Genomic DNA, 25,070 nt, shown 5'->3' with positions numbered 1-25,070 from the left:
TCTTTTTCTCCGCTTTCGACCGAGAAGATCGAACCGTTGAAAGCGCCAAGTAAACCGGCATTTCCAACTCCTTCCAGACTTCGATGAACTGAAGCGACCCGCTCTCGAAACCTGCTTAACTCATTGAATCTCAAGGAGTTTTCCGTTTCGACTGCGCCGGAAGTGGGGCGAATTATAGACCTCTAGAATTCGCCGTCAACCCCTTATTTCAAATTTACTCAGATTTCAGCGTAATCCGCGCAAAAGCCTTCTTACCCGCTTGGCAAACGTGAGTAGCGCCCAGTACGCATATAAAGGAACGATCAACCACTTCACCATCTATACGTACACCGCCGGAAGCCAGCAGATCACGAGCAGCCGCCGAGTTCTTCACCAAGCCTGCCTTATTAAGGACAGCAGCAATCGGCATATCCTCGGCAGCAGTCAGTTCGACCTCCGGCAGATCATCCGGCAACTCACCATCTTTCATACGATTACCCGCACCACGGTGAGCATTGGCCGCAGCCTCTTCACCATGGAAGCGCGCAACAATCTCTTCGGCCAGCTTGATCTTGATATCGCGAGGATTAGCGCCCGCCTCTACATCAGCACGGAACGCATTGATCTCATCCATCGAACGGAAGCTGAGCAACTCGAAGTAGCGCCACATCAACACATCGGGAATCGAAACCAGCTTGCTGTACATGACACCCGGCGCTTCCTGGATACCGACGTAGTTGCCCAACGACTTGGACATCTTCTTCACGCCATCCAGACCTTCAAGCAACGGCATCGTCAGGATGCACTGCGCTTCCTGACCATAACCACGCTGCAGCTCACGCCCCATCAGCAGGTTGAACTTCTGATCGGTACCACCCAGCTCAACGTCAGCGCGCAAAGCAACCGAGTCATAACCCTGCACCAGCGGATAGAGGAATTCGTGAATAGCGATCGGCTGATTGGTGGTGTAGCGCTTGTCGAAGTCGTCACGCTCAAGCATACGAGCAACGGTGTACTGCGAAGTCAGACGAATAAAGTCCGCCGGGCCCATCTGATCCATCCAGGTGGAGTTGAACGCGACTTCGGTTTTCGCCGGATCAAGAATCTTGAACACCTGAGTCTTGTAGGTCTCGGCGTTTTCCAGAACCTGCTCACGGGTCAATGGAGGGCGAGTGGCGCTCTTGCCGCTCGGATCACCGATCATTCCGGTGAAATCACCAATAAGGAAGATCACCTGATGCCCCAGTTCCTGGAACTGGCGCAGCTTATTAATAAGCACAGTGTGACCAAGGTGCAGATCCGGCGCAGTTGGATCGAAGCCGGCCTTGATTCGCAGCGGCTGGCCACGCTTGAGCTTTTCGATCAGCTCGGACTCGACCAACAGTTCTTCCGCACCACGTTTAATCAGCGCTAGCTGCTCTTCAACCGACTTCATAACAGACCCGCAAGGCTCAGATTCAAAGGGAACCAACCATACAAGATCGCGCACCAAATACAAGTTTTGCCCGGCGCACGGACGCCAATCCACAGACAGGGCGTCCGCAGACTTGCTTCAGGGATGATTTGGTTATATTTTATACAGTTATTTCATCTTCATCATGTCATTCATCTTTTCCAATTCATCTTTTTCAAAGTCAAATTACTTATGACCACTGAACCGTCTAAAGCGCCACCGCTTTACCCGAAGACCCACCTGCTCGCCGCAAGTGGGATCGCCGCCCTTCTCAGTCTGGCGCTCCTGGTGTTTCCATCCAGTGATGTTGAAGCCAAAAAGACAACGCTGAGCCTTGAACTGGAAAGTCCTGCTGAACAACTGACACAAGATCAAGACGCTGCCGACGCGACTCAAGCCACAAACGAATCCGTAGCTTCTCCTTTCGCACAGATCGAAAACAGCGCCGAAGAGCCGCAGGAAACCGCTCAGGCTGCACCGGCACCGACACCGGTAGCCGAAGAAAAGAAGGCTCCAAATCACAGGGAAGTGATCGTCTCCAAGGGCGATACGCTTTCTACACTGTTCGAGAAAGTCGGCCTCCCGGCCGCAGCCGTCCATGAAGTGCTGGCCAGCGACAAACAAGCCAAGCAGTTCAGCCAGCTCAAACATGGCCAGAAACTCGAATTCGAATTGAATCCACAAGGCCAACTGACCAACCTGCACAGCAAGGTCAGCGACGTTGAAACCATCACCCTGACCAAGAACGACAAGGGTTATGTGTTCAACCGCGTTACCGCCAAACCGACTGTTCGAACTGCTTATGTACACGGTGTAATCAACAGCTCGCTGTCGCAGTCCGCTGCCCGCGCGGGCCTGTCCCACAGCCTGACCATGGACATGGCCAGCGTGTTTGGCTACGACGTCGACTTCGCCCAGGATATCCGTCAGGGCGATGAGTTCGATGTGATCTATGAACAGAAAGTGGTCAACGGCAAAGCCGTTGGCAACGGTCCGATCCTGTCCGCCCGCTTCACCAACCGCGGCAAGACTTACACCGCCGTGCGTTACACCAACAAGCAGGGCAACAGCAGCTACTACACCGCCGATGGCAACAGCATGCGCAAGGCGTTCATCCGTACACCGGTGGACTTCGCCCGCATCAGCTCCAAGTTCTCCATGGGCCGCAAACACCCGATTCTCAACAAGATCCGCGCCCACAAAGGCGTTGACTACGCCGCCCCACGTGGCACGCCGATCAAGGCTGCCGGCGACGGCAAAGTGCTGCTGGCCGGCCGTCGCGGTGGTTACGGCAACACCGTGATCATCCAGCACGGCAACACTTACCGCACGCTGTACGGCCACATGCAGGGCTTCGCCAAAGGCGTGAAGACCGGCGGTACCGTCAAACAGGGCCAGGTGATCGGTTATATCGGTACCACCGGCCTGTCCACGGGCCCGCACCTGCACTATGAGTTCCAGGTCAACGGTGTTCACGTCGACCCATTGGGGCAGAAACTGCCGATGGCCGACCCGATCGCCAAATCCGAACGCGCCCGCTTCCTGGCGCAGAGCCAGCCACTCATGGCTCGCATGGACCAGGAAAAAGCCACCATGCTGGCTTCGAGCAAGCGCTAAGCAATGGCTCTGTATATCGGCGTGATGTCCGGCACCAGTCTCGACGGGCTGGACATCGCCCTGATCGAGCAATCCTCGGCGATCAATCTGGTCGCCACGCACTACATCCCCATGCCTGAAACCCTGCGCGCCGAGCTGCTTGGCTTGTGCGCGAGCGGCCCTGACGAAATCGCCCGTTCGGCGATTGCCCAGCAGAACTGGGTGAAGCTCGCCGCGCAAGGGATCCATACCCTCCTCGAACGGCAACAGCTTAAGCCTGAAGCCATTCGCGCGATCGGCAGCCACGGCCAGACCATTCGCCACGAACCGGCGCGTGGTTTCACCGTGCAGATCGGCAACCCCGCCCTGCTGACCGAGCTGACCGGCATTACAGTCGTCAGTGACTTCCGCAGCCGCGATGTGGCCGCCGGCGGCCAAGGCGCTCCGCTGGTTCCTGCCTTTCATGAAGCACTATTCGAAGAGCATACCGGCAACCGCGCGGTCTTGAATATCGGCGGTTTCAGCAATCTCAGTCTGATCGAGCCGAACAAGCCTGTAGCCGGTTTCGACTGCGGGCCGGGGAATGTGCTGATGGATGCCTGGATTCATCAGCAACGGGGCGAGAACTACGACCGTAACGGGCAGTGGGCAGCCAGCGGTAAAGTCGAACCGACCCTGCTGAAAGCCCTGCTCAGCGATCCTTTTTTCGTGACCCAAGGCCCGAAGAGCACCGGCCGCGAGGTCTTCAACCTGCCGTGGCTGGAGCAGCAACTGTCGCGCCTGCCAGGTTTCGCACCCGAAAACGTACAGGCGACGCTGCTCGAACTGACGGCGCTGACCATCGTCGAATCGCTGCAAAGCGCTCAATCGAATACCGAAGAGCTCCTGGTCTGCGGGGGCGGCGCCCACAACGCCATGCTGATGAAGCGCTTGGCCGACCTGCTACCCAACGCCAAAGTCGCCAGCACCGCGACACACGGCGTCGATCCGGACTGGGTCGAGGCCATGGCCTTCGCCTGGCTGGCCCACTGCTGTCTGGAAGGGATCGCCGCCAATCGCCCGAGCGTCACCGGCGCCAAAGGCCTGCGCGTACTCGGCGCCATCTACCCCAACTGACAAATCGCAGATAACAAAACGCCGCAGAACCGTGAGGTTCTGCGGCGTTTTATTGTGTACGGTGAAACGCGATCAGATCGAGAACGAGGAGCCGCAACCACAAGTGGTGGTGGCATTCGGGTTCTTGATCACGAAACGCGAACCTTCCAGACCTTCCTGATAATCCACCTCGGCACCTGCCAGGTACTGGAAGCTCATCGGATCGACAACCAGACTGACGCCTTCGCGCTCGACGATGGTGTCGTCCTCGGCCACATCTTCATCGAAGGTGAAGCCGTACTGAAACCCTGAACAACCGCCGCCCGTAACGAATACGCGCAGCTTCAAGCGATCATTCCCCTCTTCATCGACCAGGCTCTTCACCTTGTGCGCGGCACCTTGAGTGAATTGCAAAGCCGTGGGGGTGAAGGATTCGACGCTCATGCTGACTATCTCCCGGCGTTACGCCGCCATAATGCGTGATGACGCGCATTATCCGCTTGTCCTAGAAAATCGGTCAACTATTGTTACGGTATATCAATAAAGCTGATCAACCGACCAGAATGCAAAAAGGCCCGTTGGACGGGCCTTTTTACCAAGCAAGATCAGTCGTTACGGCAACATGCCGGCGTGGGACAGGCCAAAACGCTCATCCAGACCGAACAGGATGTTCATGTTCTGCACCGCCTGACCCGACGCGCCCTTGACCAGATTGTCGATCACCGACAACACCACCACCAGATCACCATCCTGTGGACGATGAACCGCGATGCGGCAGACGTTGGCGCCACGCACGCTGCGGGTTTCCGGATGGCTGCCGGCCGGCATCACATCGACGAACGGCTCATTGGCATAACGCTTCTCGAACAGCGCCTGCAGATCCACCGAGCGATCTACCACGGTCGCGTAGAGCGTGGAGTGAATGCCACGGATCATCGGCGTCAGGTGTGGCACGAAAGTCAGACCGACATCCTTGCCTGCGGCACGACGCAGCCCCTGGCGAATTTCCGGCAGATGACGGTGACCTTTCACCGCATAGGCCTTCATGCTTTCCGACGTCTCGGAGTACAGCGAACCTACGGCAGCGCCACGACCGGCACCGCTGACACCGGACTTGCAGTCGGCGATCAGGTGCGAAGCGTCGGCAATGCCCGCCTCAAGCAACGGCAGGAAGCCCAGCTGCGTCGCAGTCGGATAGCAACCCGGCACCGCAATCAGGCGTGCTTTCTTGATTTGCTCACGATTGACTTCCGGCAAGCCGTAAACCGCTTCGTCCAGCAGCTCTGGCGCGCCGTGCGGCTGGCCGTACCACTTGGCCCATTCATCGGCGTCCTGCAGACGGAAGTCTGCCGACAGGTCGATGACCTTGGTGCCGGCCGCCAGCAACTCGCCGGCCAGTGCGTGGGCAACGCCGTGCGGAGTGGCGAAGAACACCACGTCGCAAGCGCCCAGCGTCTTGATGTCCGGCACGCTGAATGCCAGACCGTCGTAGTGACCGCGCAGGTTCGGGTACATATCAGCCACGGCCAGACCGGCCTCGGATCGGGAAGTGATTACCACCACTTCTGCCTGCGGATGCTGTGCCAACAGACGCAGCAGTTCGACACCGGTGTAACCCGTGCCGCCGACGATACCGACCTTGACCATAAACCTGCCCTCAACGAACCCACTGGAAAGCCGTCGATAATAGGGGCCGCGCGCCCCTGCGACAACCGTCAAGGTGACGTGCGGACGCTCAAGCCTCTACTATCCGGCCTACCGTGAATTAGGGAATAACCAAAAATGCTCTATCTGTGGATCAAAGCGCTTCATATCGTCAGCATCGTGTGCTGGTTTGCCGGCCTCTTCTATCTTCCGCGACTGTTCGTTTATCACGCACAAAGTGAAGACACGATCAGCAAGGAACGCTTCAGCGTCATGGAGCGCAAGCTGTATCGCGGCATCATGGGCCCGGCGATGATCGCCGCGTTGATCTTCGGCGGCTGGCTGATCTACCTGAACCCGAGCATCTTCAGTAGCGGTGGCTGGATCCACGCCAAACTGACCCTGGTCGTGTTGCTGATCGGTTATCACCACATGTGCGGCGCGCAAGTAAAACGTTTTGCCCGTGGCGAGAACACCCGCAGCCATGTCTTTTATCGCTGGTTCAATGAAGTGCCGGTTCTGATATTGCTGGCTATCGTAATTCTGGTCGTGGTCAAGCCGTTCTAACTTCAACAAATACAACTTTCCGGGGTACTTCCGATGTCGCTGCCCGCTCTGCTCGAACAACGTCTGCGCCTGCCTGTTGTGGCAGCGCCGATGTTCCTGATCTCCAATCCTGAACTGGTGCTGGCGTGCTGCCGCAACGGCGTGGTTGGCAGCTTCCCGGCGCTGAACCAACGCGAAAGCAGCGGGTTCAAAGCCTGGCTGGAGCAGATCGAGGCAGGGCTGGCGACATTGGAGAACCCGGCGCCATACGCGGTAAACCTGATTGTTCACAAGAGCAATCCGCGTCTGCAGGCTGACCTGAACATCTGCGTCGAGCACAAAGTCCCCATCGTCATCACCAGCCTCGGTGCCGTCAAAGAGTTGGTGGATGCGGTGCACAGTTACGGCGGCCTGGTCTTCCATGACGTGACGACCCGTCGCCATGCCGAGAAAGCTGCCGAGGCCGGTGTTGATGGCTTGATCGCGGTCGCAGCGGGTGCCGGTGGGCACGCCGGGACCTGGAGTCCGTTTTCGCTGATCGCCGAGATCCGCGAGTTCTTCGACAAGACCCTGTTGCTTGCAGGATGTTTGAACCATGGGCATGAGATTCTCGCCGCACAACTGCTCGGCGCGGATCTGGCCTACTTCGGCACGCGATTTATCGGCACCACTGAAAGTCATGCGCCTGACGCCTACAAGGAGATGCTGCTGACTGCCAAAGCCGCTGACATCATTCATACTCCTGCCGTGTCCGGTGTACCGGCCAGTTTCATGCGTCAAAGCCTGGAGGCCGCCGGTTTCGACATGGCAGCCCTGCAAGGCAAGGGTGAAGTGAATTTCGGCGACAAGCTCAAGCCGATCAACGACGAAGCCAAGGCCTGGAAAACCGTGTGGTCAGCAGGCCAGGGCGTAGGCCAGATCGACGATCTGCCAAGCGTGGATCAACTGGTGGCGCGTCTCGACGCCGAATACCGCCAGGCCCTGGAGCACGCAGCGCAACTGCCGAAACGCTGGCCACGCTGAAAGAAACCCGGCCAGTCGCTGTCTGACTGGCCTTAGACTCAATTTATCTCGCGACAAGGATGCCTCGGCCATGAGCGAACCCCGTTACAAGATCGTTTTCGACGGCGCGCTCCAGCCCGGCGTCGATATCACCACGGCCAAGCTCAACCTGGCCGATCTGTTCAAAAGCGATGTCGCCGCCATCGAGCGCCTGTTCAATGGCCGCACCGTCGCGCTCAAGCGTGACTTGTCCCACAGCGATGCGCAGACTTATCTGCAAGCGCTGGGCAAGACCGGGATCGATGCCCGGATCGAAACGGAAACGACCATTGAGCTGAATCTGTCGGATGTCCACGAGCAAGGCGCCGCCGTCGCGGAGCCTGACTCGCCATATGCGCCTCCTCGCGCCGCCGTCGGTGAAAACCTGCCGGCATTCGCGCCTCTCAAGCCGTTCAGTGTTGAAGGCCGGATCGGCCGCTTGCGTTACCTGGCATGGTCGATGGTGTTGAGCCTCGTCGCCCTGCCAATCGTCAGCGTGTTCGCACTGATCGGCCTGGGCCTGGTGAGCGCCGACTCGACCACCGGCCTGATCATCGGCGGCCTCCTCGCCTTCTTCCTGTTTCTGGCCTTCGCGATTGTCGGGATCCTGTTCAGCATCCAGCGCTTGCACGATATCGGCTGGTCGGGGTGGCTCTGGCTGCTGACTTTGGTGCCATTCGTAGGCAGTTTCTTCCCGCTGGTGATTATGGTCGTGCCGGGCAATACCGGCGCCAACCGCTATGGCCCACCACCTCCGCCGAACAGCACGGCAGTCAAAGTGCTGTGTTCGCTGTGGATCGTGTTTATCGGGCTGTTTTTCATGGGCGGCATGCTGGGCGGAATTACCGCCATCCAGCAGGAATATGAAAGCAGCCTTGAAAGCAGCTACGAGAGCGGTTCGGTGACCACCGATGAAATCGATGTCGAAGTCGAGCCCGCCACGAATTCGGCAGACGATGCAGCCGAAGCCGCCCTCGCCCCTGTAGACTCTGCGAAAGAATGAACAACGCTCCCCGCCGTGACACCTGCGTCCACGGCGCGGCGCTGTTGCGATGGAGATTTGCATGACCCGTTACGCACTGATCACCGGCGCCTCCAGCGGCATCGGCCTGGCCATGGCCGAAGCCTTGGCGCGCCGTGGCCGCAGCCTGATTCTGGTGGCTCGCCAGCGTGATCAGCTGGAAAGCATTGCGATTGAACTGACCCAGCGCTTCGGCGTGGAGGTTCTGTTTCGCGCCTGTGACCTGGGTGAGCCGCTGCGCCTGTCCGGTTTCCTGCTGGAGCTTGAAGAAGGCGATCGGCAAATCGATCTGCTGGTCAATTGCGCCGGCATCGGCACTTGCGGCCCGTTCCTGGCGCAGGACTGGATGACCGAACAGGACCTGATCGAAGTGAACATCCTCGCCCTCACCCGCCTCTGCCATGCCATCGGCAACAGCATGGCGTTGCAGGGTGGCGGGCAGATTCTCAATGTCGCGTCGGTGGCCGCCTTCAACCCCGGGCCCTGGATGAGCACCTACTACGCCAGCAAGGCGTATGTTCTGCACTTCTCGGAAGCACTGCGGGTGGAATTGAAGAAGTGTGCGGTCAAGGTGTCGGTGCTCTGCCCCGGCCCGACCCGCACCGCGTTCTTTCGCACCGCGCAACTGAACAACGACAAACTCAACGCCAGCAAACTGATGATGAGTCCCGAGGAGGTTGCGCTATATACCGTGCGCGCCCTGGAGAAAAACCGCGCAATCATCATTCCCGGACGCCGAAACCGCTGGTTCGCCTTTCTGCCTCGGCTCGGTTCGCGCTGGCTCAATCGAACGATTGTCGGCATGGTCAACAAGGCTTACTGCCCGCGCTGAAAAGCCCTACGGCAAAACACTGGGCGGGCTAATCCTCCTATGAGTACACTCAGGCCAGCCCAAACAACGGAGAAAACAGCTGTGGATACTCTGTTCACCAAGATCATCAACCGGGAAATCCCGGCGAAGATCATTTACGAGGACGACCAGGTTCTGGCGTTCCACGATATCGCCCCACAGGCACCGGTGCATTTTCTGGTGATCCCGAAGAAACCGGTGCGTACTCTCAACGACCTGACGGAAGACGACAAGGCACTGGCCGGGCATATTCTGTTCACCGCCCAGCGTCTGGCGCTGGAGCTGGGTTGCGAGGAAGGCTTCCGGGTGGTGATGAACTGCAATGAAATGGGCGGGCAGACGGTCTACCACATTCACATGCACGTGCTCGGTCAACGCCAGATGAACTGGCCTCCGGGCTGATCGAACCCAGAGATATGTGGGAGCGCCCTGCTCCCACATGACCCAGCGCAAACCTTCCCCGGCCGATTCGGTTAAACTGGCCGCCGAGATTCTTCCCGGAGGTCAGCATGACTACCCAACGTCACTACTCGCCCATTGATCGTCTTCTGCTGCAAGCCGATGCCGCGATGCGTACCTTGCTGCCCTTCAGCGGCCAGCCGTACCGTCCGTCGCCGGCAATCGTGCAGCCCGATGTGCAGATGAGCGATGAGGACACCCGACACGTCGCCGGTCTGATGCGCATCAACCACACCGGTGAAGTCTGCGCCCAGGCGCTGTATCAGGGCCAGGCGCTGACCGCCAAGCTGCCACAGGTGCGCGAGGCCATGGAGCATGCAGCCGAAGAAGAGATCGATCATCTGGTCTGGTGCGAACAGCGCATTCACCAGTTGGGCAGCCACACCAGTGTGCTCAACCCACTGTTCTACGGTATGTCGTTCGGCATCGGCGCAGTCGCCGGACTGATCAGCGACAAGGTCAGCCTCGGTTTTGTCGCCGCCACCGAGCATCAGGTTTGCAAGCATCTGAACGAGCATCTGGAGCAACTGCCGGCCGAGGACGAAAAATCCCGGGCGATTCTGGAACAGATGCGTATAGATGAAGAACATCACGCGGAAAGTGCGCTGGAGGCCGGCGGTTTCCGTTTCCCGGCGCCGGTGAAGTTCGGCATGAGCCTGTTGGCCAAAGTGATGACCAAGAGCACTTACCGGATCTGAAAAACGCTCATAAAAAAGGCGACTGCCGCAAAGCAGTCGCCTTTTTTTGTGCCCGGATTTCTTAGCTCGGCATATTGCGCGCGTAGAAAATTTCCAGCATTTCGTGTTTCACACGCTCGGTCACCTGAGCACGTTGCTCGGAGGACAGATTGCTGGTGGCATCGCCGAACAGGTAGTTGTCCAGTTCGAAGTTCTTCAGCAGCATTTTGGTGTGGAACAGGTTTTCCTGGTACACGTTCACGTCGGTCATCTGGTACGCGTCGCGGGTGTCTTCGGAGAGGTAGTTCTGGATCGAGTTGATCTCGTGGTCGATGAAGTGCTTGTTGCCTTCAACGTCACGGGTGAAGCCGCGCACACGGTAATCCACGGTCACGATGTCCGAATCGAACTGGTGAATGAGGAAATTGAGCGCTTTGAGCGGTGAAATGACACCACAGGTCGACACGTCGATGTCCACACGGAAGGTCGCGATACCGGCGTCCGGATGGATTTCCGGGTAGGTGTGCACCGTGATGTGGCTCTTGTCGAGGTGGGCCAGGATGATTTCGGGCAACGGGCCCGGGGACTCTTCGATCTGGCTTTCGGTCGGGGTCACCGGCTCTTCCGAGATCAGAATCGTGACGCTGGCACCCTGAGGCTCATAGTTCTGACTCGCGATGTTCAGAATGTTGGCACCAATGATTTCGACAACTTCCGTGAGGATCTGCGTCAGGCGTTCGGCGTTGTACTCTTGATTGATGTACTCGACGTAAGCCTGCTGGTCTTGCGGGGTTTCCGCGTAGCAGATGTCATAGATGTTGAAGCTCAAGGTCTTTGTCAGGTTATTGAACCCGTGGAGCTTGAGTTTGCTTTTCACCGTTAAAAACTCTCTATGTATGCGGCACGGCCGCGTGATCAAGCATGCCCGTCAAGTGCGAACAACGCACCTGCGTAGGACGGTTAACACCTCTTCGCGATGGCGATTTTGGTTATCTGTTCAGGCGGATGACCCGTCGGTTGACTGATCACGGCCCTGAAAAAAGTGGCGCATTATGCAGACGTCAGCGGGGGATCGCCAGAGTCTGCACTGCTTTTATGATAGTTGAATGTCGGCTCAGCCGAGTTCAACGATTTCGTAGTCGTGGGTGATCGCTACGCCGGCTGCGCCGAGCATGATCGAGGCCGAGCAATACTTCTCGGCAGACAGTTCGATCGCGCGTTTGACTTGGGCTTCTTTCAGGCCACGGCCCTTGACCACAAAGTGCATGTGGATCCTGGTGAACACTTTCGGATCTTCGGTCGCGCGTTCGGCTTCCAGAAAGGCTTCGCAGCTTTCAACGGCCTGACGGGACTTCTTCAAAATGCTGACCACGTCGAAATTGCTGCAACCGCCGACGCCCAGCAGGAGCATTTCCATCGGGCGGACACCCAGGTTACGACCACCGGCGTCCGGCGGACCGTCCATGACCACGACATGACCGCTGCCGGATTCGCCGAGGAACATGGCTTCGCCAGCCCATTGGATGCGTGCCTTCATCGCCAAGACTCCACTGTAGAAAAAAGGGTCGCCAGCTTAGCACAGGGCCCCGCCCGGACAGCGAGCACGTTCCTGGGACGAATGCACCTTTAACGTAGGTGATTTCTCGAAATTTCGACGAAGTGTCTGGTAAGCTGGCGCCAATTCACTGGCGCCTTTGCCAGACTGTGTAGTGACCGCCTCAGCGCCTCATATAAAAACCAAATATAACCGTGCAGTCTTTTCGGGATACAACCATGGTTGGTATTACCCCCACACCCAAAATCAAGAACCTCGACAAGCTGCTGATGCATTGTCAGCGCCGGCGTCACGCGGCCAAGAGCAACATCATCTGCGCCGGGGATCGTTCCGACACGCTGTACTTCATCATCCGCGGTTCGGTCACGATCCTGATCGAGGACGACGACGGCCGCGAGATGATCATCGCGTACCTGAATGCCGGGGACTTCTTCGGCGAGCTGGGTTTGTTCGAAGAAGCCGGCCAGGAACAGCAACGCAGCGCCTGGGTGCGGGCCAAGGTTGAATGCGAAGTCGCGGAGATCAGCTACACCAAGTTCCGCGAACTGTCGCAACAGGATCCAGACATTCTTTACGTCCTCAGCGGACAAATCGCACAACGCCTGCGCAACACCACCCGCAAGGTCGGCGACCTGGCGTTCTTCGATGTCACCGGTCGTGTCGCTCGCTGTTTGCTGGAGCTGTGCAAACAACCGGATGCGATGACTCACCCGGACGGCATGCAGATCAAGGTGACCCGTCAGGAAATCGGCCGGATTGTCGGCTGTTCGCGAGAGATGGTCGGTCGCGTGCTCAAGGATCTTGAGGAACGCAACCTGGTGGATGTGAAAGGCAAGACCATGGTGGTCTTCGGCACTCGCTGAGTTCGAAAGCTCAGGCGGCGTAGATCTGCGCCAGCATCAAACGAAAGAGTTCATCGAGACGCGCCAGTGCATGGGGCGCCGGGAATTTCTCATGCAGCGCGGTGTGGCTGGCGGCACGTACCCGTTGCTCCAGACCACACGCCTCATTGAAGCGGTTGACCGCCGCGACCATCGACTCACGTTCGTCATCCACCAGCATCGCACCGTGCACCAACCCCACTGGACGCTGACCGCCCTGACTCTGGCGCCAGCGCTGAGCGGTGCCGACCATCTTGCGACCGTCGAGATTGACGTTGAAGCGCCCATCGCAGAACGCACCGTCGATTTCACCCAACGACGAAGTGCCACCCAACTCATCCAGCAACTCACAGATCGGATCGCACAGCCGCCGGTAACCGGTTTCGATGCGGTTCAGATCGCCTTCGCTGCGAGGCGGTGCGTAGACCAGTGCAATGTTGATGGTGGAAGCCGATTGCGGAACAGGTTCGCCGCCGGTTTCACGCAGCAACACCGGCCAACCGGCAGCAGCGGAGACTTCGCAGGCGTGATCGAATCCAGGCAAGCGGTTCAAACGGCGCGGCATGACCAAAGCGCGATCGCTGGGCTGCCAGAACAGCAAGCCGAATTCGGCATCACCAGCGCAGACCGAGGCCAGCAGATCCTGTTCGGCTTGGAGGCCGGCTTCGATGGTCAGGGAAGTGGGGATCATAAGGTTTCCATAGGACGTTGAGTCTGAGGTGAATCTTATGCCGCCTTCGCGGGCAAGCCCGCTCCCACAAGGGGACGGGCGCCTGCGAAGACTCAATCAGTCGAGGGTCGAACCGCTCACCGGAACGCCGCGCTCAGGGAAGAACAGACGCTGCAGTTCGATGCCCGGGCTTTCGGCGCGCATGAACGCTTCGCCGACCAGGAACGCGTAAACATCGCTGATTTCCATCAGCTCGACATCGGCACGGTTGAGAATGCCGCTCTCGGTGATCACCAGACGATCGCGCGGAATGCGCGGCAGCAGGTCGAGGGTAGTTTCCAGGCTGACGTCAAAGGTGTGCAGATTGCGGTTGTTGACCCCGACCAGCGGCGTGTCGAGGGTTTTCAACGCGCGTTCCAGCTCATCGCCGTCGTGCACTTCCACCAGCACATCGAGGCCGACGTCTTTGGCGACCGAAGCCAGTTCGGCCATTTTCACGTCATCCAGCGCGGAGACGATCAACAGCACACAATCGGCGCCCAGGGCACGGGCTTCGACGATCTGGTACGGATCGATCATGAAGTCCTTGCGGATCACCGGCAGCGAGCACGCCGCGCGGGCCTGCTGCAGGTAGGCATCGGCGCCCTGGAAGTAGTCGATATCGGTCAGTACAGACAGGCAGGTCGCCCCGCCCTTCTCGTAGCTTTTGGCGATGTCGGCAGGAACGAAGTTCTCGCGGATCACGCCCTTGCTCGGCGACGCCTTCTTGATTTCGGCGATCACTGCCGGTTGTTTCTTCTTGGCCTGCGCCAGCAATGCCTGGGCAAAACCACGGGGTGCATCGGCCGCCTTGGCCAGACGTTCCAGCTCGCTCAGGCTCACACGAGCGCTACGCTCGGCGACTTCCTGAACCTTGCGGGCCAGAATGTTTTCCAGAACCGTCGGTACACTCATCCCTCATTCTCCACTTTGAATACCGCGGTAAAGGCACCCAACTCCTCGAGTTTTTCCCGAGCAAGACCGGTGTGCAGAGCGTCGTGGGCCAGCGCCACGCCCTCTTTCAGACTTGTCGCCAGGTCGGCGGCGTACAGCGCCGCACCGGCATTGAGCACGATCATTTCGGCAGCCTTCTGACCGTTCTCGGTCTTGCGCTTGCCCAGTGCATCGCGGATCAGCGCCAGCGACGCTTCCGGGCCTTCGACCGACAGACCGTGCAGGCTCTGGCTCTTCATGCCCAGATCTTCCGGCTCGACCCAATATTCGGTGATCTGATCGTCCTTCAGCTCGGCGACAAACGTCGGCGCCGCCAGACTGAACTCGTCCAGACCGTCCTTCGAATGCACCACCAGCACGTGCTTGCTGCCCAGACGTTGCAAGACTTCAGCCAACGGCCGGCACAGCGCCGGGGTGAACACGCCCACCACCTGATGTTTCACACCGGCCGGATTCGTAAGCGGGCCGAGCATGTTGAACAGGGTGCGCAGGCCGAGATCGCGACGCGGGCCGGCGGCGTACTTCATGGCTTTGTGGTGAGTCTGGGCAAACATGAAACCGATGCCGACGTTGTCGATGCAGCGCGCCACCTGAACCGGGGTCAGGTTGAGGTAGATGCCGGCGGCTTCCAGCAGATCGGCGCTGCCGCTCTTGCCCGACACCGCGCGGTTACCGTGTTTGGCCACGGTGCAGCCAGCCGCGGCAACCACGAAGGAAGACGCGGTCGACACATTGAAAATGTTCGCCCCGTCACCGCCGGTGCCGACCACATCGACCACGCGGTCGAGAGTCTGGAGTTCGACCTTGTCCGCCAGTTCGCGCATCACCGACACGGCGCCGACGATCTCGTCGATGCTTTCGCTCTTCATGCGCATGGCCATCATGAACGCGCCGATCTGCGCGTCCGTGCATTGGCCGGTCATGATTTCGCGCATCACGTCGCGCATTTCATCGGTGCTGAGGTCGAGGTGATCGACGATACGGCTCAGGGCTGTCTTGATATTCATGGAAAGTCCTTAGCGCGTGCCGCCGGTTTGTTTGAGGAAGTTGGCAAACAGTTCATGGCCCTGTTCGGTGAGGATCGATTCCGGGTGGAACTGTACGCCCTCGATGTTCAGGGTCTTGTGACGCAGGCCCATGATTTCGTCGACCGAACCGTCATCGTGCTGGGTCCACGCGGTCAGCTCCAGGCAATCGGGCAACGTTTCGTGTTTGACGATCAGGGAATGATAGCGGGTGACGGTCAGCGGACGGTTCAGACCGGCAAACACGCCCTTGTCCTCATGGAATACCGGGCTAGTCTTACCGTGCATCACCTGCCGGGCGCGGACGACATCGCCGCCAAAAGCCTGGCCGATGGACTGGTGACCGAGGCAGACGCCGAGGATCGGCAGTTTGCCGGCGAAATGCTTGATGGCTTCGATGGAGATACCGGCTTCGGTCGGTGTGCACGGGCCCGGGGATACGACGATGCGCTCAGGTTTGAGCGCTTCGATTTCGGCGATGGTCAGTTCGTCGTTGCGCACCACCTTGACCTCGGCACCCAGCTCGCCGAGGTATTGCACAACGTTGTAAGTAAAGGAGTCGTAGTTGTCGATCATCAGCAACATGGCGTTTCGAACCTCTTGAATTCTGACTTGAAGACAGCCTTCGGATGACTTGCCAGGGCGCTGCTCACTGTCGGACGCGCAGGTCGCATCGGCACAGCGGCATTTCAAACAGGCAAGGAAGGCAAAGCGATACAGATCCGGCGGGGCCGGCAGAAAAGATTCAGGCGCGCCAACGCCAGCGGGCGTGTGCCTTGATGACTTGATCCAGAAGTTTGCTGGTGATCAACACGGGGAAGGTCTCGTTCATACGTTTCGGCACAGTAACTTAGCTGGGCGGAGCGTGCAATATGGCCGGGGCCGTGGGGGATAAAACAATGGGAGGGTTGACGACCGATGGCAAAACGCCGGAAGTTTTTGGTACTGTCGTTTCGTTCACTACAACAATAAATAAACGGACTTGCTCATGATCAAACAGACGTTGTTTGTACCGCTCGCCGGATGCCTGCTCGCCATGGCCTGCGCCCAGGCGAACGCCGCACCCAATCCTTATTCGAATTTCGTGGTCTTCGGCGACAGCCTCAGCGATGCGGGGACCTTCACCGACAGCGGCGGCCCCGCCGGGTCGGGCAAACGCTTCACCAACCGCACGGGCCCGAACTATCAGGACGGCAGCGGTGAGTTCTACTCACTCAACGCCACCCAATTGCTCGGCGGCCGTCTCGGCTTCACCCCGGACCAGACCGCCGCCTCGTCTTCTACAGTACGCCCCGACCAAGGCTTGCCGGATGGCAACAACTGGGCTGTCGGCGGCTACCGTACCGACCAGATTCTCGACTCGATCACCAGCCAGTCCGCCACCGGCGAACGTACCCGCGCCGGTTATCTGCCGTCGAACGGCTTCCGTGCCGACCCGAATGCCCTGTATTACCTGACCGGGGGCGGCAACGACTTCCTGCAGGGCCGCGTCACCAGTCTTCCGCAGGCGAATGCCGCCGCCGATCGACTGGTCGACAGCGTACGCACGCTGCAAGGCGCCGGCGCCCGCTACATCATGGTCTGGCTGCTGCCGGACATCGGCCTGACTCCGGCCATCAATGGTTCGCCGCTGCAAGCCTTCACCTCGCAACTCAGCGCCCAGTTCAACACCGAACTGGTCAGCCAGTTGCAGAGCGTCAACGCCAACGTCATCCCGCTGAACGTCCCGGTTCTGCTCAAGGAGGCATTCGCCAATCCGGCGCAGTTCGGCCTGGCAACTGACCAGAATCTGGTCGGCACCTGCTTCAGCGGCAACAGCTGCACGGAGAACGCGCGGTACGGGATCAACAGCGCCACCCCGGATCCGACCAAGCTGATCTACAACGACGCCGTCCACCCGACCGAAGCCGGGCAGCGCCTGATTGCCGATTACGCCTACTCGCTGCTGGCCGCGCCATGGGAAGCGACCCTGTTGCCGCAAATGGCTCAAGGCACCTTGCGCTCGCATCAGGATGAACTGCGCAACCAGTGGCTGGCGGATTGGGAAAACTGGCAGGCCGTTGGCCAATGGCGGGCGATTGTCGCCGGCGGCGGCCAGCATCAGGACTTCGACAGCCAACGCAGCGGCGCCAGCGCCGACGGCAATGGTTACAACCTGAACATCGGCGGCAGCTACCGCCTCAACGACGCCTGGCGCGTGGGCGTAGCGGCCGGTTTCTACAATCAGAAGCTCGAGGCCGGCGACAACGACTCGGACTACAAGCTGAACACCTACCTCGGCACTGCGTTCGCCCAGTACCAGCAGAACCGCTGGTGGGGTGACGCCGCCGTGACCGCCGGGCATCTGGATTACGACAGCCTCAAGCGTAAATTCCAGCTGGGGGTCAACGAACGCGGCGAAAAAGGCGACACCGACGGCTATGTTCTGGCCTTCAGCGGACGCGTGGGTTACGACATTGCGCCAGAAGCGAGCAGCCCATGGCACCTGTCGCCGTTCGTCAGTGCCGACTTCGCCAAGGTTGAAGTCGACGGTTACTCGGAAAACGGCGCCGACTCCACCGCGCTGACGTTCGATGACCAGTCGCGTATCTCCCGGCGTCTCGGCCTCGGGATCCAGGGCAAGTACCAGATCACCTCGCAGACCCAGGTGTTCGGCGAACTGGCCCATGAGCGCGAGTACAACGATGACACCCAGAATGTGACGATGAACCTCAACAGCCTGCCGAACAACCGCTACACCCTGGCTGGCTATACCCCTCAGACCAACCTGAACCGCCTGAACCTGGGTGTGAGCCACAACCTCACCAAGGATCTGGCATTGCGCGCCAGCTACGACATTCGCAAGGATGACGACTTTACCCAGCAAGGGATCAACGTCGGCGTAGCGCTCGACTTCTGATTCGCAGGCCATAAAAAAACGCGGCGCCCTCACAGGCGCCGCGTTTTTTATGGCTGAGTCATCAATCACTCAGTCCGGGGTTTGCTCGGCCAGTGCAACAGCGCGGAACATGGCCCGACGCTTGTTGATGGTTTCTTCCCATTCCAGCGCCGGCACCGAGTCGGCGACGATGCCGCCACCGGCCTGCACGTGCAGCTCGCCGTTCTTGATCACGGCGGTACGGATCGCAATCGCGGTGTCCATGTTGCCGTTCCAGGCGAAGTAACCGACCGCGCCACCGTACACGCCACGCTTGACCGGCTCCAGCTCGTCGATGATTTCCATCGCACGGATCTTCGGCGCGCCGGACAGGGTGCCCGCCGGCAGGATCGCCCGCAATGCATCCATGGCGGTCAGACCGGCTTTCAACTGGCCGGTCACGTTGGAAACGATGTGCATCACGTTGGAATAACGCTCGATGACCATCTTCTCGGTGAGCTTCACCGAGCCGATTTCCGATACGCGCCCGGTGTCGTTGCGACCGAGGTCGATCAGCATCAGGTGCTCGGCGATTTCCTTGTCGTCGGACAGCAGGTCTTCTTCCAGCGCCACGTCCGCTTCTTCGGTGGCCCCGCGAGGGCGGGTGCCGGCAATCGGGCGTACGGTGATCAGATTGTCTTCGACCCGCACCAGCACTTCCGGCGAACTGCCGACGACGTGGAAATCGCCGAAGTTGAAGAAGTACATGTACGGCGTCGGGTTGAAGCAACGCAGTGCTCGGTACAGATCGATCGGTGCAGCCTTGAAGTCGATCGACATGCGCTGGGACGGCACGACCTGCATGCAGTCACCGGCGAGGATGTATTCCTTGATGGTGTCGACGGCTTTTTCGTAGTCGTCCTGGGTGAAACTGGAGCGGAACACCGGCTCGGCCGCCTGCTGCTTGCTGAAATCCAGGCCACGGCGCGGGGTGATCGGCTGACGCAGTTTTTCCAGCAGTTGCTGCAATTGCGCCTGGCCCTGCTCGTGGGCATCGGCCTGCGCCGGGTCGGCCAGCACGATCGCGTGCATCTTGCCGGCGAGGTTGTCGAACACCACCACCGCATCGGAGACCATCAGCAAAATGTCCGGCACGCCCAGCGGATCCGGGTTCGGGCATTTGCCGAGGCGCTTCTCTACATAACGCACGCAGTCGTAACCGAAATAACCGACCAGACCGCCGTTGAAGCGCGGCAGACCGGCAATGGTCGGCACGTTGTAGCGGGTCTTGAAGGTTTCGACGAAGGCGAGCGGGTCTTCGACGTCATGGCTTTCGGTCTCGACGCCATCGACGGTGATGCTGACGTGATGATCATGAACCCGCAGCACGGTGCGGCACGGCAGGCCGATGATCGAGTAACGGCCCCACTTCTCGCCGCCCTGCACCGATTCGAGCAGGTAGGAGTTGGGCTGGTCGGCCAGTTTCAGGTAGATCGACAGCGGCGTGTCGAAGTCGGCCAGGGTTTCGCAGGCCAGCGGGATGCGGTTGTAGCCGTCAGCGGCCAGACGCAGGAATTCTTCGCGGATCATAGGGTGCCTCGTGGTGTGAGGGGCAAATCAGTCAGGTGTGCAAACGCGCCGGCAGGCCGGCCAGGAACAAGTCAGGCGCGCCAACGCCAGCGGGCCAGGGCCTTGATGACTTTCATCCAGAGTTTGCGGGTGACCACCACGATGGCGTTTCCAGAAGGGGATTGAGAAGCGTCGGGCAACGTTATCTCAGCGGCCGTATCCAGGCAACCGGGAATTAGCTTGCGCAGATCGTCTATCACCAGCGCCGGGGATTCCTCGGCAATCGGTCGGCCATGGTTGTAGCCATAACTCAGCGCAACACATTTGACCCCCGCCGCTTTCGCGGCCAGCACGTCGCTGCGCGAATCGCCGACGAACAGCGATTGCGAGGCCGGAATGCCGGACATCTTCATGACGAAGAACAGAGCCGCCGGATCGGGCTTCTTCTGCGGCAGGGTATCGCCGCCGATGATCCACTTGAAGTAGCGGCCGATCTTCATCTGATCCAGCAGCGGCGCGACGAAGCGCTCCGGCTTGTTGGTGATCAGCGCCATGGCCACGCCTTGCTTGTGCAGCCATTTCAGAGTGTCGCGCACGCCGGGATAGACCACGGTCAGCTCATGGCTGGCGCCGTAGGCTTCCATGAAAACCTCCAGCGCATGCTCGGCTTCGACGTCATCCACGGCGGAATGATCGATGCCGCCGGCCAACGCGCGGCGCACCAGCACCGGCGCACCGTTGCCGACCCATTCGCGCACCGACTCGATACCGGCAGGCTTGCGCCCGAGGGAGAGCAGCATGTTATCCACAGCCGCCGCCAGGTCGGGTACCGAGTCGATCAGCGTGCCATCCAGATCGAACATCACCAACCGCGGCAGTTGCCCCGGGAACAGCTGCTCAAAACCACTCATGGGCGAGCCAGCGCCAGTTCGGAACGCATCTTGTCGATGACTTCCTGATAGTTCGGCGCATTGAAGATCGCCGAGCCGGCCACGAAGGTGTCGGCGCCGGCGGCAGCGATTTCGCGGATGTTGTTGACGTTGACGCCGCCGTCGATTTCCAGGCGGATGTCACGGCCCGAGGCATCGATGATCGCGCGCGCTTCGCGCAGCTTGTCGAGAGTGCCAGGGATGAACTTCTGCCCGCCGAAGCCCGGGTTGACGCTCATCAGCAAGACCATGTCGACCTTGTCGATCACGTACTTGAGCACGTCCAGCGGGGTCGCCGGGTTGAACACCAGGCCGGATTTGCAGCCGCCTTCACGGATCAGTTGCAGCGAACGATCGACGTGCAGCGTGGCTTCCGGGTGGAAGGTGATGTAGGTGGCGCCGGCTTCAATGAAGTCGCCGACGATGCGATCCACCGGGCTGACCATCAGGTGCGCGTCGATCGGCGCGGTCACGCCGTACTTGCGCAGCGCGGCGCAGACCATCGGGCCGATGGTCAGGTTCGGTACGTAGTGGTTGTCCATGACATCGAAGTGGACGAAGTCGGCACCGGCGGCCAGAACGTTGTCCACTTCCTCGCCCAGGCGGGCGAAGTCGGCGGAGAGAATCGACGGAGCAATAACGAAGGGCTGCATGACGCACCTTTTCTGAGCTAAATCACGATGGCGCGCATTGTATACCTCAAGTTTCCGCGCGCGCACCGTGACCGCGATGATTGGGTTGTGCCATGACCGATGACCGGCGGATTCTCAGTACGCCGCCCGGTAGATCTTCTCGATGTCGGCGGCGCTGAGCTTGCGGGGGTTGTTGCGCATCAGGCGCTCGATTCCCACGGCCTCTACCGCCATGGCCGGGATCGCCTCTTCGGGCACGCCGAAACTGCGCAAGCCCAGCGGGATTTCCACCGCCGCACACAGTTCGGTCATCGCCGCGACGGCGCAGTCGGCGGCTTCATTGAGACTCAGATGAGCGGTCTTCACCCCCATGGCTTCAGCAATATCCTGCATCCGTTCGACGCAGGCCATCTTGTTCCAGGTCATGACATACGGCAGCAGCAACGCATTGCTGACGCCGTGCGCAATGTTGAAGCGCCCGCCCAGCGGATACGCCAGCGCATGCACCGCGCCGACCCCGGCATTGCCGAACGCCATGCCGGCCATCAGGCTGGCGGTGGCCATGTCTTCCCGGGCCTGCAGGTTGGACGGGTTGGCGTAGGCCTTGGGCAATGACCGGGCGATCAACTTGATCGCGCCGATAGCCAGCGAATCGGTGATCGGCGAGGCATTCAGCGACAGATAGGACTCGATGGCATGCACCAGCGCATCGACGCCACTGGCGGCGGTGACACTGCGCGGGCAGGTCAGGGTCATCTGCGGGCTGACCAGCGCCACGTCCGGCAACAGGTAGTCGCTGACGATGCCTTTCTTCAGTTGGGCGACCTTGTCCGAGAGGATGGCGACATTGGTCACTTCGGAACCGGTGCCGGCGGTAGTCGGGATGGCGATCAGCGGCGGGCCTTTGCGCGGAACCTGATCGACGCCGAACAGATCCTCCAGCGCACCGTGATAACCGGCATACGCCGCGACGCTCTTGGCGATGTCGATCGCACTGCCGCCACCAAGACCGATCAAGCCGTCATGCCCGCCCTCTCGGTAGACACGCATGCAATCTTCGACGATGGCGATTTCCGGATCGGGCAGCACGCGGTCGAAGATTTCGTACTCGCGCTCGCCAATCTGCGCCAGCGCCAGCTCCACCGTGCCGGACTTGACCAGCGCGGCATCGGTGACGATCAGCGGGTTGTCGATGTCCAGCCGCGTGAGTTCGGCCGCGAGTTGCTCGATGGCCCCGGCGCCGGTGATCAGTTTGTGAGCAATCTTGAACGAGGAAAGACTCATCGTGCGCAGCCTCTTATAGATGTGGGAGCTGAGCACAAGCGTAGCTGGGGAATTCGGGTTGTCTGTCATTCAGCGCATGAATGGCAGACAACCCGGATCGTGCAGTCGTCAGACCTGAGCAGTACGCAGCTTCTCACTCCGCCCACGCAACCATTCCAGCGTCAGCAACAGAATCACCGAGAAGGCAATCAGCAGAGTCGCCGCCGCCGCAATCGTCGGACTCAGGTTCTCGCGAATCCCGCTGAACATCTGCCGTGGCAACGTCGCCTGCTCAGGCCCGGCGAGGAACAGCGTCACCACCACTTCATCGAACGACGTCGCAAAGGCAAACAGCGCACCGGAAATCACCCCCGGCGCAATCAGCGGCAAGGTCACCCGGCGGAACGTCACCAGCGGTGAGGCGCCAAGACTGGCCGCCGCCCGCACCAGGTTATGGTTGAAGCCCTGCAACGTCGCCGACACCGTGATGATCACGAACGGCACACCGAGCACCGCGTGCACCACGATCAGCGAGAAGAAACTGTTGCCCAGGCCCAGCGGCGCGAAGAACAGGTAACTGGCCACGCCGATGATCACCACCGGCACCACCATCGGCGAAATCACCAGCGCCATCACCAGCGGCTTGCCGGGGAAGTCACCACGGGTCAGGCCGATGGCAGCGAGCGTGCCGAACACCATTGCCAGCACGGTCGCGGCCGGGGCGACGATGATGCTGTTCTTCAGCGAGCGCATCCATTCCGCCGAGGCGAAGAAGTCCTGATACCAGTGCAGCGAAAAGCCCTGCAGCGGGTACACCAGAAAACTGCCCGAGTTGAACGACAGCGGCACGATCACCAGCACCGGCAGGATCAGGAACAGCAGGATCAAGCCGCAGAGGATCCGCAAGCTGTAGAACCACACCCGCTCGACGGGCGACATATAAGGACTCAGCATTTCAAATTCCCCTTAGCTCAGGCGCAGGCGACTGGCGCCCACCAACCAGCTGTAGATCAGATAAAGCACCACGGTCGCCAGCAGCAACAGCCCGCCGAGTGCAGTGGCCATGCCCCAGTTGATGCTGGTGTTGGTGTAGAACGCGACGAAGTAGCTGACCATCTGATCATTCGGGCTGCCGAGCAGCGCCGGGGTGATGTAGTAGCCGATGGCGAGGATGAACACCAACAGGCAACCGGCGCCGACACCGGCGTAGGTCTGCGGGAAGTACACCCGCCAGAAACTGGCGAACGGATGGCAGCCCAGCGAGATCGCGGCGCGCATGTAGGTCGGCGAGATGCCTTTCATCACGCTGTAGATCGGCAGGATCATGAACGGCAGCAGGATGTGCACCATCGAGATGTAGACCCCGGTGCGGTTGAACACCAGCTCCAGCGGTTTATCGATGATGCCCATCGCCATCAGCGCGCTGTTGATCAATCCGCCGGATTGCAGCAACACGATCCACGCGGCGACTCGCACCAGAATCGAGGTCCAGAACGGCAGCAGCACCAGAATCATCAGCAGGTTGCTTTGACGCGACGGCAGGTTGGCCAGCAGGTACGCCAGCGGATAGGCCAGCACCAGGCAGATCACGGTGATGATCAGGCCCATCCAGAAAGTCCGGGCGAAGATGTCGAGGTAGATCGCCTGATCCGGGGTGGCCGGGGCAATTTCGCCGAGGTCGTCGATGCGGTGATCCACCGCCGCCAACAGATAGAACGGGGTGATGCTGCTGGTGTTGCGCTTCACCGCTTGCCAGTAGGCCGGATCGCCCCAACGCTCGTCGAGGCCCTCCAGCGCTTCTTTATAAGAGGCCGGTTCGCTGGCGAATGGCAGCGAACGGGCGGTTTTGGTCAGCAGGCTGCGATAGCCGGCCAACTCCATGTTCAATCGCTTGGACAGATCGCCCAGAGTCTGATTTTTGCGCGCTTCGGCGAGGTCTTCGCTGGCGGCTTTATAAACCGGTTCTGCGGGCAGGCCTCGGCCGTCCCACGCAGCAATCGCGGTCACGGTGCGCGGCATGCCGCCGACCACTTCCGGGTTGCCGACGCTTTTATAGAGCAGCGCCACGATCGGCACCAGGAACACCAGCAACAGAAACAGCACCAGCGGCGCGATCAGCGCCTGGGCCTTCCAGCGGTTGACCCGCTCGGCGTGCTTGAGCCGCTGCTTCAAGGTGGGGCTGTTGCCCTCGTTCAGGGGAACGGCGATGGCCATGACGTACTCCGCAAATCTTTGATCGTTACAGAGGTGGGAAACCGTCTCTGTTGTGTTGGAACACCGCAACCTGTGGGAGCGAGCTTGCTCGCGAATGCGGTCGTTCAATCAACGAAGATGT

25 protein-coding genes are annotated in these 25,070 nt (G+C 60.0%); 10 read left to right on the top strand and 15 right to left on the bottom strand.

The features are described from left to right. Window positions 1-214: 214 nt before the first annotated feature. Window positions 215-1,414, bottom strand: a complete 1,200-nt coding sequence (tyrS, locus tag AC1Q9F_RS25425) for a tyrosine--tRNA ligase (protein ID WP_492621192.1) — start codon at window positions 1,412-1,414, stop codon at window positions 215-217. A gap of 210 nt (window positions 1,415-1,624) precedes the next feature. Here tyrS and AC1Q9F_RS25420 point away from each other — a divergent pair, with 210 nt between their 5' ends. Next, window positions 1,625-3,049 (top strand): peptidoglycan DD-metalloendopeptidase family protein, encoded by a 1,425-nt coding sequence (locus AC1Q9F_RS25420; RefSeq protein WP_492621191.1) that lies wholly within the window; start codon window positions 1,625-1,627, stop codon window positions 3,047-3,049. Window positions 3,050-3,052: 3 nt separating this feature from the next. Then, window positions 3,053-4,144, top strand: a complete 1,092-nt coding sequence (locus AC1Q9F_RS25415) for an anhydro-N-acetylmuramic acid kinase (RefSeq protein ID WP_492621190.1) — start codon at window positions 3,053-3,055, stop codon at window positions 4,142-4,144. A 72-nt stretch (window positions 4,145-4,216) separates the two neighbouring features. Here AC1Q9F_RS25415 and erpA read toward each other — a convergent pair whose 3' ends face one another. Both erpA and argC read right to left on the bottom strand, forming a co-directional pair. Next, a complete protein-coding gene (gene erpA, locus AC1Q9F_RS25410) occupies window positions 4,217-4,567 on the bottom strand; it encodes an iron-sulfur cluster insertion protein ErpA (RefSeq protein ID WP_003228776.1) in 351 nt (116 codons plus the stop codon). Window positions 4,568-4,735: 168 nt separating this feature from the next. Next, complete coding sequence (argC, locus tag AC1Q9F_RS25405) at window positions 4,736-5,770, bottom strand: N-acetyl-gamma-glutamyl-phosphate reductase (protein ID WP_115079390.1); 1,035 nt, start codon at window positions 5,768-5,770, stop codon at window positions 4,736-4,738. A 135-nt stretch (window positions 5,771-5,905) separates the two neighbouring features. On the opposite strand from argC, the gene hemJ reads away from it, so the two are divergent. The 6 genes from hemJ to coq7 all read left to right on the top strand — a co-directional run bounded on the left by hemJ (window position 5,906) and on the right by coq7 (window position 10,382). Beyond that, window positions 5,906-6,334: a protoporphyrinogen oxidase HemJ gene (gene hemJ / locus AC1Q9F_RS25400; protein WP_085709241.1), complete on the top strand. Its 429-nt coding sequence runs from the start codon at window positions 5,906-5,908 to the stop codon at window positions 6,332-6,334. A gap of 33 nt (window positions 6,335-6,367) precedes the next feature. After that, window positions 6,368-7,336, top strand: coding sequence for an NAD(P)H-dependent flavin oxidoreductase (locus AC1Q9F_RS25395; protein WP_492621189.1), 969 nt, complete (start codon window positions 6,368-6,370; stop codon window positions 7,334-7,336). A 70-nt stretch (window positions 7,337-7,406) separates the two neighbouring features. Next, a complete protein-coding gene (locus AC1Q9F_RS25390; RefSeq protein ID WP_492621188.1) occupies window positions 7,407-8,357 on the top strand; it encodes a DUF805 domain-containing protein in 951 nt (316 codons plus the stop codon). A gap of 61 nt (window positions 8,358-8,418) precedes the next feature. After that, a complete protein-coding gene (locus tag AC1Q9F_RS25385) occupies window positions 8,419-9,207 on the top strand; it encodes an SDR family NAD(P)-dependent oxidoreductase (RefSeq protein ID WP_207984114.1) in 789 nt (262 codons plus the stop codon). A gap of 81 nt (window positions 9,208-9,288) precedes the next feature. Next, window positions 9,289-9,627 (top strand): histidine triad nucleotide-binding protein, encoded by a 339-nt coding sequence (locus tag AC1Q9F_RS25380; RefSeq protein ID WP_007956318.1) that lies wholly within the window; start codon window positions 9,289-9,291, stop codon window positions 9,625-9,627. A gap of 107 nt (window positions 9,628-9,734) precedes the next feature. After that, window positions 9,735-10,382: a 2-polyprenyl-3-methyl-6-methoxy-1,4-benzoquinone monooxygenase gene (coq7, locus tag AC1Q9F_RS25375; RefSeq protein WP_007956317.1), complete on the top strand. Its 648-nt coding sequence runs from the start codon at window positions 9,735-9,737 to the stop codon at window positions 10,380-10,382. Between the two features lie 61 nt (window positions 10,383-10,443). Here coq7 and speD read toward each other — a convergent pair whose 3' ends face one another. Both speD and AC1Q9F_RS25365 read right to left on the bottom strand, forming a co-directional pair. Continuing rightward, window positions 10,444-11,238 (bottom strand): adenosylmethionine decarboxylase, encoded by a 795-nt coding sequence (gene speD / locus AC1Q9F_RS25370; protein ID WP_007956315.1) that lies wholly within the window; start codon window positions 11,236-11,238, stop codon window positions 10,444-10,446. A gap of 237 nt (window positions 11,239-11,475) precedes the next feature. Continuing rightward, window positions 11,476-11,898: an OsmC family protein gene (locus tag AC1Q9F_RS25365; protein ID WP_186620984.1), complete on the bottom strand. Its 423-nt coding sequence runs from the start codon at window positions 11,896-11,898 to the stop codon at window positions 11,476-11,478. Between the two features lie 236 nt (window positions 11,899-12,134). Here AC1Q9F_RS25365 and crp point away from each other — a divergent pair, with 236 nt between their 5' ends. Continuing rightward, entirely contained in the window at window positions 12,135-12,779 is a 645-nt protein-coding gene (gene crp, locus AC1Q9F_RS25360; protein ID WP_007956313.1) for a cAMP-activated global transcriptional regulator CRP, read from the top strand. A gap of 10 nt (window positions 12,780-12,789) precedes the next feature. Here crp and AC1Q9F_RS25355 read toward each other — a convergent pair whose 3' ends face one another. The 4 genes from AC1Q9F_RS25355 to AC1Q9F_RS25340 all read right to left on the bottom strand — a co-directional run bounded on the left by AC1Q9F_RS25355 (window position 12,790) and on the right by AC1Q9F_RS25340 (window position 16,070). Then, a complete protein-coding gene (locus AC1Q9F_RS25355; RefSeq protein ID WP_492621187.1) occupies window positions 12,790-13,488 on the bottom strand; it encodes a lipoate--protein ligase family protein in 699 nt (232 codons plus the stop codon). A gap of 96 nt (window positions 13,489-13,584) precedes the next feature. After that, window positions 13,585-14,421: an indole-3-glycerol phosphate synthase TrpC gene (gene trpC / locus AC1Q9F_RS25350; RefSeq protein ID WP_492621186.1), complete on the bottom strand. Its 837-nt coding sequence runs from the start codon at window positions 14,419-14,421 to the stop codon at window positions 13,585-13,587. Continuing rightward, window positions 14,418-15,467 (bottom strand): anthranilate phosphoribosyltransferase, encoded by a 1,050-nt coding sequence (gene trpD / locus AC1Q9F_RS25345; protein ID WP_007956310.1) that lies wholly within the window; start codon window positions 15,465-15,467, stop codon window positions 14,418-14,420. Before trpD ends, trpC begins: the two co-directional genes overlap by 4 nt. Window positions 15,468-15,476: 9 nt before the next feature. Beyond that, entirely contained in the window at window positions 15,477-16,070 is a 594-nt protein-coding gene (locus AC1Q9F_RS25340; RefSeq protein WP_085612915.1) for an aminodeoxychorismate/anthranilate synthase component II, read from the bottom strand. A 403-nt stretch (window positions 16,071-16,473) separates the two neighbouring features. Here AC1Q9F_RS25340 and estP point away from each other — a divergent pair, with 403 nt between their 5' ends. Then, window positions 16,474-18,384 carry an esterase EstP gene (estP, locus tag AC1Q9F_RS25335; RefSeq protein ID WP_492621185.1) on the top strand — a complete coding sequence of 637 codons (1,911 nt, stop codon included), beginning with the start codon at window positions 16,474-16,476 and terminating at the stop codon, window positions 18,382-18,384. A 69-nt stretch (window positions 18,385-18,453) separates the two neighbouring features. On the opposite strand, the gene trpE is transcribed toward estP, so the two are convergent. The 6 genes from trpE to AC1Q9F_RS25305 form a co-directional block, all read right to left on the bottom strand. Beyond that, window positions 18,454-19,932 (bottom strand): anthranilate synthase component I, encoded by a 1,479-nt coding sequence (gene trpE / locus AC1Q9F_RS25330; RefSeq protein ID WP_492621184.1) that lies wholly within the window; start codon window positions 19,930-19,932, stop codon window positions 18,454-18,456. 71 nt (window positions 19,933-20,003) lie between these two features. Further along, window positions 20,004-20,822 (bottom strand): phosphoglycolate phosphatase, encoded by an 819-nt coding sequence (locus AC1Q9F_RS25325; protein ID WP_085688443.1) that lies wholly within the window; start codon window positions 20,820-20,822, stop codon window positions 20,004-20,006. Next, window positions 20,819-21,493: a ribulose-phosphate 3-epimerase gene (gene rpe / locus AC1Q9F_RS25320; RefSeq protein WP_007918813.1), complete on the bottom strand. Its 675-nt coding sequence runs from the start codon at window positions 21,491-21,493 to the stop codon at window positions 20,819-20,821. The genes AC1Q9F_RS25325 and rpe overlap by 4 nt, the downstream gene beginning before the upstream one ends. Before the next feature lie 114 nt (window positions 21,494-21,607). Then, window positions 21,608-22,756, bottom strand: a complete 1,149-nt coding sequence (locus AC1Q9F_RS25315) for an iron-containing alcohol dehydrogenase (protein ID WP_492621183.1) — start codon at window positions 22,754-22,756, stop codon at window positions 21,608-21,610. A gap of 108 nt (window positions 22,757-22,864) precedes the next feature. Next, on the bottom strand, window positions 22,865-23,689 hold the full coding sequence (locus tag AC1Q9F_RS25310; protein WP_085688449.1) for an ABC transporter permease: 825 nt from the start codon (window positions 23,687-23,689) through the stop codon (window positions 22,865-22,867). Window positions 23,690-23,701: 12 nt separating this feature from the next. After that, a complete protein-coding gene (locus AC1Q9F_RS25305; RefSeq protein WP_007959935.1) occupies window positions 23,702-24,949 on the bottom strand; it encodes an ABC transporter permease in 1,248 nt (415 codons plus the stop codon). Window positions 24,950-25,070: the final 121 nt, after the last annotated feature.

It is taken from the genome of Pseudomonas sp. GW823-FHT04A03 (assembly GCF_058796615.1).
This window is presented reverse-complemented; position numbering and strand designations above follow the sequence as displayed.